Source organism: Pararhodobacter sp. CCB-MM2, from assembly GCF_001691415.1.
Taxonomy (GTDB): Bacteria; Pseudomonadota; Alphaproteobacteria; order Rhodobacterales; family Rhodobacteraceae; genus Pararhodobacter.
Window position 1 is genome coordinate 97,896 of the sequence record NZ_LRRR01000006.1, and the last position, 13,585, is coordinate 111,480.

Annotated in this window: 13 protein-coding genes; 1 reads left to right on the forward strand and 12 read right to left on the reverse strand. The window is 66.5% G+C overall.

Features of this window, described 5'->3' with window-relative positions; all coding sequences use genetic code 11:
- Positions 1–114: 114 nt before the first annotated feature.
- The 11 genes from BCY78_RS08925 to BCY78_RS08975 form a co-directional block, all read right to left on the reverse strand.
- Entirely contained in the window at positions 115–1,311 is a 1,197-nt protein-coding gene (locus BCY78_RS08925; protein WP_068300496.1) for a thiolase family protein, read from the reverse strand.
- A 4-nt stretch (positions 1,312–1,315) separates the two neighbouring features.
- Positions 1,316–3,097, reverse strand: coding sequence for a feruloyl-CoA synthase (locus BCY78_RS08930; RefSeq protein WP_068300498.1), 1,782 nt, complete (start codon positions 3,095–3,097; stop codon positions 1,316–1,318).
- Positions 3,069–3,542, reverse strand: coding sequence for a MarR family winged helix-turn-helix transcriptional regulator (locus tag BCY78_RS08935; RefSeq protein ID WP_068300499.1), 474 nt, complete (start codon positions 3,540–3,542; stop codon positions 3,069–3,071). Before BCY78_RS08935 ends, BCY78_RS08930 begins: the two co-directional genes overlap by 29 nt.
- Complete coding sequence (locus BCY78_RS08940; RefSeq protein ID WP_068300500.1) at positions 3,542–4,306, reverse strand: SDR family NAD(P)-dependent oxidoreductase; 765 nt, start codon at positions 4,304–4,306, stop codon at positions 3,542–3,544. The genes BCY78_RS08935 and BCY78_RS08940 overlap by 1 nt, the downstream gene beginning before the upstream one ends.
- Before the next feature lie 132 nt (positions 4,307–4,438).
- Positions 4,439–5,752 carry a TRAP transporter large permease gene (locus BCY78_RS08945; protein ID WP_068300505.1) on the reverse strand — a complete coding sequence of 438 codons (1,314 nt, stop codon included), beginning with the start codon at positions 5,750–5,752 and terminating at the stop codon, positions 4,439–4,441.
- Positions 5,749–6,342 (reverse strand): TRAP transporter small permease, encoded by a 594-nt coding sequence (locus tag BCY78_RS08950; RefSeq protein WP_083194919.1) that lies wholly within the window; start codon positions 6,340–6,342, stop codon positions 5,749–5,751. Before BCY78_RS08950 ends, BCY78_RS08945 begins: the two co-directional genes overlap by 4 nt.
- A gap of 99 nt (positions 6,343–6,441) precedes the next feature.
- Entirely contained in the window at positions 6,442–7,491 is a 1,050-nt protein-coding gene (locus tag BCY78_RS08955) for a TRAP transporter substrate-binding protein (RefSeq protein WP_068300507.1), read from the reverse strand.
- A 93-nt stretch (positions 7,492–7,584) separates the two neighbouring features.
- A complete protein-coding gene (locus BCY78_RS08960; RefSeq protein ID WP_068300509.1) occupies positions 7,585–8,622 on the reverse strand; it encodes a TRAP transporter substrate-binding protein in 1,038 nt (345 codons plus the stop codon).
- Positions 8,623–8,929: 307 nt separating this feature from the next.
- On the reverse strand, positions 8,930–9,574 hold the full coding sequence (gene maiA / locus BCY78_RS08965) for a maleylacetoacetate isomerase (protein WP_233499374.1): 645 nt from the start codon (positions 9,572–9,574) through the stop codon (positions 8,930–8,932).
- Positions 9,571–10,266, reverse strand: coding sequence for a fumarylacetoacetate hydrolase family protein (locus BCY78_RS08970; protein WP_068300512.1), 696 nt, complete (start codon positions 10,264–10,266; stop codon positions 9,571–9,573). The genes maiA and BCY78_RS08970 overlap by 4 nt, the downstream gene beginning before the upstream one ends.
- A complete protein-coding gene (locus tag BCY78_RS08975; protein WP_068300513.1) occupies positions 10,263–11,294 on the reverse strand; it encodes a cupin domain-containing protein in 1,032 nt (343 codons plus the stop codon). The genes BCY78_RS08970 and BCY78_RS08975 overlap by 4 nt, the downstream gene beginning before the upstream one ends.
- Before the next feature lie 89 nt (positions 11,295–11,383).
- Between BCY78_RS08975 and BCY78_RS08980 the strand changes: the two genes are divergently transcribed.
- Positions 11,384–11,845: a MarR family winged helix-turn-helix transcriptional regulator gene (locus BCY78_RS08980; RefSeq protein ID WP_068300515.1), complete on the forward strand. Its 462-nt coding sequence runs from the start codon at positions 11,384–11,386 to the stop codon at positions 11,843–11,845.
- An 82-nt stretch (positions 11,846–11,927) separates the two neighbouring features.
- On the opposite strand, the gene BCY78_RS08985 is transcribed toward BCY78_RS08980, so the two are convergent.
- Entirely contained in the window at positions 11,928–13,496 is a 1,569-nt protein-coding gene (locus tag BCY78_RS08985; RefSeq protein ID WP_068300517.1) for an ABC-F family ATP-binding cassette domain-containing protein, read from the reverse strand.
- Positions 13,497–13,585: the final 89 nt, after the last annotated feature.

Genomic DNA, 13,585 nt, shown 5'->3' on the forward strand with positions numbered 1-13,585 from the left:
CAGGCGGCTTCCAAAGCGCCAGCCCGTGGGGACGGGCCGGCGCTGGCCCGGCGCCTTCGGCTTGTCCCGGGCCCGTCCCGCGTAGGGTGGGGTTTCACCCCACCTTTGCGCCCCTCATTCGACGCGGATCACCACCGCCATCGCGGAATCGCCCGCCGCACAGCCCTGGAACAACCCCGTGCCGCCGCCGCGCATCTCCAGCTCCTCGATCAGCTCGATCACCCCGCGCAGCCCGGTCGGCCCCTGCGGATGCCCCCAGATCAGCGACGAGCCGTAATTGTTCATCCCCCGCCAATCGATCCCGAAGGCGCGGGCGAAGGCGATGTCGTTGACCGCGAAAGGGTTGTGCGACTTGATCGCGTCGATCTCGCCGATCCCGATCCCCAACTGATCCAACGCGCGCCTTGTCGCCTTGATCGGGGCGGCGGGCATGAAGCCCTTCTCCTCTCGCGCCTGCGTCACCGCCAGAAGCGAGACTTTCGGCCCGCCAGCCCTCCCCAACTCCGCCGCGCGCCCGGCTTCGGCACAGAGCACCAGCCCCGCATTGCCATCCGCCGGATGGGTCTGACCTGCAAACGTCACCGTCCCACCCTCGCGCACCGGCTTCAGTTTGGCCATCTTCTCGGGGTTCACCGGCTGGATGCCCTGATCGCCCGAGATGGTCCCGACCACCTTGCGGAAGCTCGCATCCGGCAGTTCCAGATCCGCCATGTAGCGGCGCTGGAAGGCGCGGTCCTCGGCCAAGGCCTGCTGGTATTGGGCATGGCGATGGATCACCAGTTCATGCTGCTCCTCGGTGCCGATCTCTTCGCGCCGCGCGACATTCTCGGCCGTGTCGACCATCGCGTTCTTGGCCCAAGGATCATGGTTGAAGCTGTCCAGCACCCAGTTCTCGGACGCCCCGGTGCCCCCCGGCCCGGAGGGCGCGGGGTAGTAGACATGCGCGCCGTTCGACAAACGATCCCCCGCCGCCAGCAGCGCCACGCCGGCATTACCGAGGGCGATCTCGCCCGCCGCCGTCGCCAGCAGCCGGGGCCCGGTGGCGCAGGCTTGGTCCAGCGTCGGGCCGGGCAGATGCTCGGCACCGATCAGCGCGGAATACCAGGGCGCGCCGTAGAAGATGTTGGGCTGGATGACCGTGTAGCCATAGGCGCAATAGTCGAAGACCTCGGGCGAGAGGCCGCGAGCCGCCAGCGCCGTCTTCGCCACATGGGCGGCGAAATGCACCGAATGGAGGTGGGCGAAGGCGCCCTGCCAACGCGCGAAGGGTGACGACCAATAGCCGCCATAGGGGATGTAGCCGAGGGCCATGTCGTCAGACCTTGATCGTCGCCGGGTCGGCATCGTCATAGAGCCGGTCCAGCAGAGCCGCGCGCGTCATCAGAAGCTTGCGGAAGTTGAGGTTGCCTTTCGCGGTGATCTCGCCTTCGGCCATCGAGGGCGGATCGCGCAGCACCTGCGCGCGACGGATGGCATGGGCCGAGCCCTCGTTCGGGCCGGGTTTCAGACGGGCGGCGATCTCGGCGGCCTGCGTCACCGCCAGCGCGCCGTCATGGTCCGTGGCACCCGCGCGCAGGGCCTCGGTCGGGACGATCATCACACCCACTTCCGCGCGGTCGGCGCCGGTCAGCACCACGTCCTGCGCGAGGCCCTTCAGCTTGCCCAGAACCTCCAGCCGCAGACCCGCCGCGCGGACCCAAGTGCCGGTGTTGAGCTTGAACTCCTCGGCAATCCGGCCGTCGAATTTCATCCCCTTCGCAATGTCGGCGGGATCGACGAAGCGCATCGCGTCGCCGGTGATGAAATAGCCCTCGTCGTCGAAGGCCTCGGCGGTCTTCTCGGGGTCGTTGAGGTAACCCGGCGTGATCGTGTCGCCCTTCACACGGACCTCGAAGCGGTTGTCGTCATCCGCCGGCACCAGCTTCACCGTCACCTCGGGCAGCGGCACGCCGATGATGCCCGACTGGTCGGTGAACTCGTATTGCAGCAGCGCGGCGGGGGCGGTTTCGGTCAGGCCCCAGCTGGAGTTGAAGAGCGGCATCTCGCCCCGCACCTCATGCGCCATCGCCTCCAGATCCGCCCAGACATCCTGCGGCAAGGAGGCACCAGCATAGAACAGCATGTCGAGATTCTGGAAATACTGCCGCTTGAGCGCCTCGTCCTCCTTCATCGCGTCGCGCAGGACGGCGAAGCCGACCGGCACGTTGAAGGCGATGGTGGGCGAGACCATCCGCAGGTTCTCGATCGTATGCGCGGCCAGCGCGGGGGTGGGCTTGCCGTTGTCGATATAGAGCGTCCCGCCATTCGACAGCACGAGGTTGAAATTATGCGAGCCGCCGAAGACGTGGTTCCACGGCAGCCAGTCCAGCAGCACCGGAGGCTTGGCCGACAGGAAGGGGAAGGCCACGCTGAGCATCGCCTGATTGACGCACATCATCCGCTGCGTGGTGACCACGCCCTTGGGATGCGAGGTCGAGCCCGAGGTCAGCAGGTATTTCGCCACGGTATCCGGCCCGACCTTGGCATTGAGCGCGCTCACATCGCCCTCACCGGCCAGCAGTTCCGCGAAGGGCGTGCCGATGTCGCCGTTGCTGACCACCTTCTCGCAGCCATCGAACACCGGCAGGGCCAGCGCGGGGCCGTAGCGGATGGCGTCGTCGGCGAAGACCATGCGCGGCGCGATCATGCCGGCGATACGCTCCAGCACCGGATGCGCGCCGGGAATGAGGGCGTATTGCTCGGCCACCGGGACCGTCGGCACGCCGATATACTGCGCGGCGAGCGTCAGCAGCGCGTGGTCGACACCGTTGCCGCTGATGATCAGGATCGGCGTCTCAGCCCCCATCCCGCGCGCGGCCAGCGAGGCGGCAATGGCCTTCACCTGCGCCAGCGCCTTCGCATAGGTGACCTCGCGCCAGCCGGGGCCCTGGCGTTCGGCCACGAAGATGCGGTCCGGTGCCTCGGCGGCCCAATGCTCCAGCCAATCGGTAGAGCAGCGCACCACCGGGCCAAGGGGCCAGCCACTGGTCAGCAGGATCGAGCCATCCGGGCGATCCTCGCGCAGCGCCTTATGGGCGCGATATTTCCCCTGCGTCATCCGAACTCCTCCCGTTCGATTCGATCTGCCGCAAGGCGCGGTGCAGGGCTGCGCGTTCCTCAGCGCTCAGCCCCCGCGCCATGCGGGCATCATGCTCGGCCACGGCCTGACCGGCGCGGTCGCACAAGCGCCGCCCCTTCAGCGTGACCTTCAATTCGTAAGCGCGCCGGTCGTCGCGGGCGCGGGTGCGCGTCACCAGATCCATCCCCTCGAGCTCGTCGAGGATCAGCACCAGATTGGGACGCTCGATCATCAGAACCTCGGCCAGCCGCGATTGCCGCAGGCCGGGGTTGTCGCGGATCACCGTCAGGACCGAGAAGGTCAGCATCCGCAGGCCAAAGGGCTGAAGCGTCGCGTTCACATCCGACTGGATCGCCGTGAACGCGCGCTTCATGTCGTAGCCCATGAAGGCCCGCAAACTGGAATCGGCCGGGCTGTCGCCCATCAGCGCGGCGGCAGGCGGGTGGCGCCGTCGAGGCGGATCACCTCGCCGTTCAGATACGGGTTCTCGACGATCTGCGCGACCATCAGGCCGTATTCCGACGGATGCCCCAGCCGGTCCGGGAAGGGGATGTTGGCGACGATCTGGCGCGTCGTCTCCTCGGGCAGGCTTTCCATCATCGGCGTGTTGAACAGGCCCGGCGCGATGGCCATCACCCGGATGCCCGACCGCGCCAGTTCCCGCGCGGCGGGCAGCGACATGGCGGCGATCCCGCCCTTAGAGGCCGAATAGGCCGCCTGACCGACCTGACCGTCCTGATAGGCGGCGGAGGCGGTGTTGATCACCACGCCACGCTCGCCCCCCTCCAGCGGATCCTGCGCCTGCATGCCGCGCACGGCATAGGACATGACATTGTAGGAGCCGATCAGATTGACGCGGATCACCTTCTCGAACAGGTCGATGGAGAGCTTCCCCTCACGCCCGACGATGCGCGCGGCGACACCGATCCCGGCGCAGTTCACGGCAACGCGGGGCATCGCGCCGAGGCCTTCCTCGACGCGGGCGAAGGCGGCTTCGACGGCAGCAGCATCGCCCACATCGGCCTGCACGGCCAGACCGCCGATCTCGGCGGCGACGGCTTCGGCGCGGGCGAGGTCGAAGTCCAGCACGGCAACCTTGGCCCCACGCGAGGCCAGAAGGCGGGCCGTTGCCGCGCCCAGACCGCTGCCACCGCCCGTCACAAGGGCAATCTGTCCGTCGATGTTCATGAAACCCCTCCCAAGGTTATGCTTGATATTGATTACAAGACATAACTGTTTTCGTGTCAAGGATTCTGGCGACAGACCGCAATGGAAACGGGGACCCAAAGGCCCCCGCAACATCCGTCCTCGGACCCAAGGTCAGGGGATCAGGAACAACGTGATCGCCGGGAAGGCCACGAGGATGCCGACGCGGATCAGGTCCGACATGACGAACCACGACACGGCCTTGTAGGTGTGGGTCATCGGCGTCTTGCGGTCCATCGCGTTGATGATGAACAGGTTCATCCCCACGGGTGGCGTGATCAAGCCGGTCTCCACCACGATCAGCACGAGGATGCCGAACCAGATCGCCACATGCTCGGGCGACATGCCGAAATCGAGCGCCATCATCATCGGGAAGAAGATCGGGATGGTCAGCAGGATCATCGACAGGCTGTCCATGACGCAGCCCAGCACGAGGTAAATCGCAAGGATCAGCAGCAGCACCGCGACCGGCGGCAGGCCGAGGCTGACCACCCATTCGCTCAGCGCGTTGGGAACCTGCGTCCGGGCGAGGAAGCCGTTGTAGAAGGCCGCGCCGAAGACGATGAAGAAGATCATCGCCGAGGACCGCGCGGTCGAGGTGAAGCTCTCGAGCATGGTCTTGAAGTTCAGCCCGCGGTTGGCCAGCGCAATCAGGCCCGTGCCCAGCGCACCGACGGCCGCGCCTTCGGTGGGCGTGAAGACACCGCCATAGATGCCGCCGACCACGGCGAGGAAGACCAGCAGCACCGGCCAGACCTGCCACAGCAGCTTGAAGCGCTCGGCCATCGGGACGCGCTCGGCGGTGCCGGCGCGTTCGGGGTAGAGGCGGACATAGACCGAGATGACGATCATGTAGCCGATGGCGGCAAGGATGCCCGGCGCGAAGGCCGCAAGGAACAGCTTGGCGATGTTCTGCTCGGCGAGGATGGCATAGATCACCAGCACGACCGAGGGCGGGATCAGGATGCCCAAAGTGCCGCCCGCTGCCAGAAGCGCGGTCGAGATGCCGCCGTCATAGCCGAAGCGCTTCAGCTCGGGCAGGGCGACGCGGCCCATGGTGGCGGCGGTGGCGAGGGACGAGCCGCAGATCGCGCCGAACCCCGCGCAGGAGGCGACGGCGGCGATGCCGACCCCGCCCTTGCGATGGCCGACGAAGGCCTCGGCCGCCTTGAACAGCGCCTTCGACATGCCGCCGATGGTGGCGAAATAGCCCATCAGCAGGAACATCGGCACCACGGCCAAGGATTCACTGGCGAAGGTCGAATAGGCGGCGTTCTTCAGCTGCGCCATGGGCACGCGGGTCGAGCCGTCGATGATCCAGTAGCCGGCGAAACCGGTGACGAACATTGACAGGCCGATCGGCACGCGGACGAAGATCAGGCCCAGCAGGACCGGGAAGGACAGAAGTCCGATCGCAAGGTTGCTCAATGGTCTGCTCCGGCGCTGGCGACGAGGGTCTGGTTGGTGAAGGCCTCGACGATCCGGACGATCGCCATGTAGACGGCAATGACGGCGGTGGCGATGGCGGGGACGAGCGCCACGGCATAGTTCCACCACAGCGGATACTGCAGAAGGAAGGTCGTCGAGCGGCGGCGTTGCAGGGTTGTCATGCCCTCGTAGAGCTGGATCGCCACATAGACGAGCGCCACGGCAAACAGGATCTCGATGAACATCTGCAGCCAGCGCAGTTTTTGCTGGCTCAGGCTGGCGGTGAACACGTCGACGGTCGCGTGACCGGCGGTGATCTGACACCAGCCGAGGAAGCAGAAGACCGAGAAGGCCATGCCCGCGACGACGAGTTCATAATCCCCGTAGATCGGGCCGACACCGGCATCGAGCAGCGACTGCGCCAGCCCCGGCGCGGTCGATTGCATCCACGCGGAGTGCAGCAGGTCCGAGGCCTCGCGGCCCAGGATCGACAGGCAGATCATCAGGATGAGGATGGCGAGGGTCAGCCCGCCGATAACGGCCATCAGCCAGGCAACGCCGTGGATCGCCTTGTGTATCGTTCTGAACATGGTTCGGTTCCCGTCCCCGGCCGGTTGATCCGACCGCCCTTATTCTGGTGCCGCCGCGCCGCAACAACCGGCGCGGCGGCGGGTTCATTCCCGCAGGACTCAGTGCGAGGCGATGTACTCGTCCATCAGGCCGCGGGCTTCGTCGATCAGCGCTTGACCGTCGATGCCCTGCTCCAGCATGTCGGCAACCCATTCGTCATAGACGGGCTGCGCAGCCTGGCGCCATTCCATCACGTTGTCTTCCGAGATGGTGATGATGTTGTTGCCATGCTCGACCGCCAGCTGACGGGCCGGGCCATCCGAATCCGCCTGCGTGCCGCCGGCGAAGACCGAGAAGTCCAGACCCGAATGCGCGTCGATGATGGCGCGCAGGTCGTCGGGCATGCCCTCATAGACGTCGCGGTTCATCGCCAGCGTGAAGGTTACGGTGTAGGGATACGAGTTCTCGAATTCGGTGTGGTTGTTCACCAGCTCGGCCACGCGCAGGGCGGTGGTCACTTCCCACGGGATCACCGCGCCGTCGATCACGCCGCGCGACAGGCTTTCCGGGATCATCGTGACCGGCAGACCGATCGGCTCGGCGCCGAGGATCTCCAGCAGCTGGCCGACCATGCGCGACGGCGTGCGCAGCTTCAGGCCCTGCATGTCGGCGATCTGCTCGACCGGGCGGTTGGTGTGCAGCACGCCGGGGCCGTGCACCCAGGTACCGATCAGGTGGACGTCCTGATAATCGGTCTCGGCCATATGCTCTTCGAACATCTGCCAATAGGCGGCCGAGGCCGCGCGGGCGTCCTGCACGAAGAACGGCAGTTCGAACACTTCCGAGCGCGGGAAGCGGCCCGGCGTGAAGCCGTTCACGGTCCAGGCGAGGTCGGCGATGCCGTCGATGACCTGATCCATCAGCTCGGGCGGAGTGCCGCCCAGCGCCATGGCCGGGTAACGCTCGATGACGATACGGCCGTTCGATTCAGCCTCGATCTGGTCTGCCCAGACATCGAGAACCAGATGCGGAACGTTGGCCTGCGGAGGCAGGAACTGATGCAAACGCAGGGTGACTTCCTGCGCCAATGCCGAGCCCGCGCCCAGCGCGGCAAGGGTCCCGAGGGCACCACCAACGGCAAGCCCCATGAAATTCCGACGAGTCGACATGCTTTCCTCCCTCATGTCCGCTCCGGCGTCAGCCGGTATGCAAGGGGCGCGGCATGACGCCACGCCCCAGTTCTTACGCGGATCGCACGGAAATCAGTGCGAGTCCTCGTATTCCGTCATCAGCGCACGGGCTTCGTCGATCAGCGCCTGACCGTCGAGACCGCGGCTGTCCATGTCGGCGACCCAGTTCGCATAGAGCGGCTCGACAACGTCGCGCCATTCCTGGGCGTCCTCTTCCGACACGGTGATGATGTTGTTGCCCCGATCCACGGCGACCTGACGGGCCGGGCCGTCCGCATCGGCCTGCGTGCCGCCGGCGAAGATCGAGAATTCCAGACCCGAGTTCTGGTCGATGACCTGCTGCAGGTCCTCGGGCAGCGAGTCGTAGACATCCTGGTTCATCGCGAACGAGAAGGTCAGCACGTACAGCGCCGGGCCCTCGATCTCGGTGTGGTTGTCGACCAGCTCGGCGACGCGCAGGGCGGTGGTCACTTCCCACGGGATCGTGGTGCCGTCGATCACGCCGCGCGACAGCGCTTCCGGCACGCCCGACACGGGCAGGCCGACCGCTTCGGCACCGACGAGCGCCAGCAGGTCATTCACGCCGCGCGAGCCGCCGCGGATCTTCATGCCCTGCAGGTCCGAGGGATGCGCAACCGGGCGGTTGGTGTGGAACATGCCGGGGCCGTGGACCCACATGCCCAGCATGTGCACGCCGGCGAAATCGTCCTGCATGCGCTCTTCGTACATCTGCCACAGGGCCGACGAGGCGGCACGGGCATTTTCCACCATGAAGGGCAGCTCGAAGACTTCGGTCTGCGGGAAGCGGCCGGGGGTGTAGCCGTTCACGGTCCAGATGATGTCGGCAACGCCGTCCATGACCTGATCCATCAGTTCGGGCGGGGTGCCGCCCAGCGCCATCGAGGCGTAACGCTCGATCTCGATCCGGCCGCCGGAATCACGCTCGACGTTGTCAGCCCAGACATCGAGCACATCGCGCGGGACGTTGGCCTGCGCCGGCAGGAACTGGTGCATGCGCAGGGTGAATTCCTGCGCGCTTGCCGTTCCGGCGGTCACTGCCATCACGGCAGCGGCGCCCATCAGGCCGAGAATAGTGGTCCGCTTGGTCATGTGTTGCTCCTCCCAAAGACACATTAGCTGGCATTATCTTGCAAGTGATGGCACAGGCCGCATTATATTGCCAACAAATTTTATGGCCGTCTGCGGTCCCGATTCATCCCTTTTGTTGCGCCTGCAAGGTTTCACGTGGAAACGATTCCCGCAAGGGAAATTTATCGACCGTACGGTCACCCTTTGTCGGCACAACCCTTGCTTGCTTGATGACTCCTGCATTGCGTTGCTGGGTTCGGAGGGGGAAACGGGCCTGTCCGGCCCGCCCCAAAGTCATCGTGACCGCGTCAATCGGTCACCCTGCCGATCACTCGGCGTCCGGCTGTTTCGACGGATGCGCATCGGCAAAGGCGGGCAGTTCGGCACAGGCCTCGGCAATGGCGCGCAGCCGCGGCATGGCCGAGGTGTCGACCTTGAAACGCTGCGCCGAGAACATCTGCGGGATCAGGTAGATCTCGGCCATGCCGGGCGCGTCGCCAAAGGCGAAGCGAGTCGCCGGGCGCTTGGCCAGCAGGGCCTCGCACGCCGCCAGACCATCGCCGATCCAGCGCTGACACCAGGCCTCCTTGCCCTCCAGCCCCTGCGCATAGTTCGCTTCGAGGTACTGAAGCGTGCGCAGGTTCTGCAGCGGATGGATCTCGCAGGCGATGACGTTGCAGAACGCCCGCACCGCCGCCCGTTCCATCGCATCCGCCGGCAGCAGCCGGGGCTCGGGATAGGTCTCTTCCAGCCACTCCAGGATCGCCGGCGACTGGGTCAGCACCTGCCCGCCCACCTCCAGCGCCGGAACCAGCGCCTGCGGGTTCAGGGCCCGGTACTCGGCCGTCTTCTGCTGCCCGCCGCCCTTCACCAGATGGACCGAGACGAAGTCGTACTCGATCCCCTTCAGGTTGAAGGCGATCCGGCAGCGGTAGCTGCTCGAGGACCGGAAATAGCCGTGGAACCGCATCATTCCGCCGCGCCGATGGTCAGGCTGATCGGGGCCAGACCGTCGATGCCACCGGTGATGGAATCGCCCGCGACAACCGCGCCCACGCCTTCCGGCGTGCCGGTCATGATCACGTCGCCCGGCTGCAGGTGATAGAACTTCGACAGATCCGCCACCACGTCCACGCAGCTGTGAATCAGCAGCGCCAGCTGGGAATCCTGCTTGGTCTCGCCGTTCACTTCCAGATGGATGCGCTGCTCGCCGACGGCCCCGAATTCCTCGGCCTTGGTCAGCTCGGCGAAGACGGCCGATTGCTCGACATCCTTGCCCAGATCCCAGGGCCGCTGCTTGGCACGGGCGACCAATTGCAGGTCACGGCGCGTCATGTCCAGCGCACAACCATAGGCGTAGATCGCCGCGGCGGCCTCGTCCTTCGAGGCGCGGAACACCGGCTTGCCGATCACCAGCGCCAGCTCCATTTCGTAATGGTAGTTCTCGGTGCCCGGCGGGTAGGGGATGGTCTCACCCGAGGCCAGCGTGTGCAGCGGGTTTTTGGTGAAGTAGAACGGGGCTTCCCGGTCCACTTCGACGCCCATCTCGGCGGCATGGGCGGCGTAGTTGCGGCCCACGCAGAAGATGCGGGTCACGGGATAGCCCGCGGTTTCGCCCTTCACCGGGATGGTGGGGAATTCGGGCGTCGGGAAAAGGGTGGTCATCGGGCGCGTTCCTCGTAGTAACCCAGCTTGTCCTGCAACGGACGATCGTGGACGCGGATGAGGAAGCTTTCCTCATCGGCTTTGTGGTCGATCACGGCGAAGGGGGGCGCGGTGAAGGTGTCCTTCGGACCCCAGGTGATCTCCTTGCCGTCGATGACAGTGGTACCGCTGCCCTTCACGACATGGAAGGCCGACGAACACGAGCGGATCGGCGGGTTGTCCGACTGGCCCTTGGCCAGCATCATCGCGGTGAAGCCCATCACCGGCAGCACGTCCTGCCCGGTCTCGGGGTTGATGTAATCGACCTCGGCGATGCCGTTGTCGCCGTATTTCGCGATTTCCCGAAGGGCTTCCTCGGTTCGGGCCCAGGGGAAGCGGGTCATCGGATAGCGGCGCGCCTGGCTGCGCGAGCGGCTGGGCACGAGGCCGGCCGAACGGTATTCCACCAGCGAAGCATCCGGCCGGTTGCGCTGCGCTTGCAGCGGGCCTTCGGTCGCGTAGGAACCTTCGAGATAGACGAACACCGGCAGGTCCAGCGCGTCGAGCCAGATCACCGGCTCGGTGCCTTCGTGGCCGTGGTCATGCCAGTCGCCGCCCGGCGTCAGCACCAGATCGCCGTCTTCCATCGGCAGGCGCTCGCCGTCGACGACGGTGAAGCCGCCCTTGCCCTCGACGATGATCCGGGTGGCCGACGGGGTGTGCACATGCGCAGGCGCAGTCTCGCCTGGCAGCAGCAGCTGCATCCCGAGATAGATCGACGAGGTCGCCTGCATCGCCCCATTGCCGCGGCCCGGATCGGACAGCACCAGAACACGACGCTCGGCCTTTTCCACCGGCGTGAGTTCACCGGCGCGCAGCAGCAGCGGGCGCAGGTCGGCATATTTCCAGAAGCCGGGCTTGGTCTGCGGGTTGGGTTTGCCGTGCGGCAACACGTTGCGCATCATCGGCCACAGCGGCGCAACACCGGCCTCGGCCATGGCATCGCGATAGTCCTGCGGCAGCTCCTCAAGCGTCCCCAGTTGGGTCATTCGACTCGACCTCCCTTGCGTATCGATAAAGGTAGTATGCTTACGATGCGTATGCTTGTCAAATTCTTCCCCGTGGATATGCTTTTGCCATGACGCTGTTCCACACCATGCCGGGCCATTTGATCCGGCGCCTCAACCAGATTGCCGTCTCGATTTTCCAGGACCGAATGCAGGCTCTGGGGTTGGATCTGACACCCGTGCAATTCGCAGCGCTGGTCTCGCTGCGGGACAATCCCGGCATCGATCAGGCAACGCTGGCGGGCTTCATTGCACATGACCGGGTGACGATCGGCGGGGTGGTGGACCGACTGCAGGCCAAGGCACTGGTGGCCCGCACGGTGAACGAGAACGACCGCCGCTCGCGCAGCCTCGTTCTGACCGCCGCCGGGGCCGAAATGCTGGACCGCGTCCTGCCCGAGGTCACCGCCCTTCAGGATGAGATCCTCTGCGGTCTGGCCCCCGAGGAGCGCGACGCCTTCGTCGCGCTGGCCTCGAAGGCGACCGAGGCCGCCAATGATCGCAGCCGCGCGCCGCTGCGGGTCAAGGACTAACGCCGCTTTGTCATTGGGATCAACGCAGGGCAGCGGTCAGCCGCTGCCCGGGCCGCAAGAGCGGCGGCCCCGGCGGGGCAGGTCACGACCCTAAAGTGATCCGCCGCGTCAGCCCCAGCGCGTCAAGGAACCGCGCATCGTGGCTGACCACCAGCAACGCGCCATCATAGCCCGCCAGAGCGGATTCCAGCGCCTCGATGGCATCCAGATCCAGATGGTTCGTCGGCTCGTCGAGGATCAGCAACCCCGGCGGTTGCGGCCCGCCCAACGTACAGGCCAGCCCGCCGCGCAGACGTTGCCCGCCACTCAGGCTGCCGACCTTGCGCAGGGCTTCGTCGGCGCGGAACTTGAACCGGGCCAGCGTCGCCCGCGCGCCGTTCTCATCCGCACCGGGATTGAGTCGCAGGAAAGCCTCGCGCAGGGTCTCGTCTGGATCGAGCAAGTTCACCGACTGGTCCAGCAGCGCCATCGCCACGGGGCGATGCACCTGCCCCGCGATGGGCACCAAGGCCCCGGTCACCAGCGCCAGCAGCGTCGACTTCCCGCAACCGTTCGGCCCGGTGATCGCCACCCTCTCCGGCCCCGTCAGCTGCCACGAGGCATCGCGGATCACCGGCACATCGCCATAACCGCCCGTCACCCCCTCCAGCCGCAGCACCACCTTCTCGCGTGGCAGGCCGGTCGAGGGCAGGTCCATCCGCATCGGCTGCAACACTTCCACCTTCGCCCGCGCGGCCTCATGCCCCGCCTCGGCCTCAGCCGCCCGCGCCTCTCGCAAGCGGATGCCCGCGCCCTTCGAGCCCTCCGCCCGCTCCTGCGCCTTGTCCATCAGCATCTTCGGCTGCCCGCCCTTGGCCCGCGACCGCTTGCCCGCCGCATCCTTCTTCGCCTTCCGCTCGGCCGCCTGCTGCGCCTTCTTCGCCGCCTCGTCGCGCTGCCGCTCCGCCGCGCCCAAGTCATGCGCGGCGGCCGCCAGCTGCACATCCTTTTGCGCCCGGTAGGCGGAATAGCCACCGCCAAAGCGCGTCGCGCCGAGGCTGGTCAGCTCGACTATGGCATCCATCCCCTCCAGCAACTCGCGGTCATGGCTGACCACCACCGCCCCGCGCGGCCAAGCGGCCAGCAGGTCGATCACCGCCTGCCGCCCCTCGCGATCAAGGTTGTTGGTCGGCTCATCCAGCAGCAGCATGTCCGGCGCGTCGAACATCACCGCCGCCAGCGCCGCGCGGGTCGCTTGCCCGCCGCTGAGCGTCTCAAGCGGGGTCTCCGGCGCGCAAGACAGCCCGACTGACGCCAGAGCCGCCTCCAGCCGCGACGGCAGGGTCCAGTCGGCATCGGCCAGTTCCTCGGCACTGGCCGTGCCGGCCTCGGCCCGGTCCAGCAGCGCCAAGGCCGCGCGGATATCGAAGAGATCGGCCAAGGTCTCGCCGGGTGCGAAGCTCTGGCGCAGGACGGATAGTCGTCCGTCGACCTGCACGCGCCCCGAAGACGGCTGCAAGCGCCCGGCCATCAACGCCAGCAGCGTCGATTTGCCCGTGCCGTTACGACCGACAAGGCCGGTGCGCTCAGGCCCGAAGGCCAGCGTGAGATCGGTGAAAAGCGGGGTGCCTTCAGGGGTGGCGAAGGACAGGGAAGACAGAGTGACAGGCATGGGAAAACTCGCGGATCGTGACCTTGGGGGTGGCGATGTCGCGAATGATGTCCATGGGGGTGTCCTCCGGGTTTCGTCACGGGGATGTA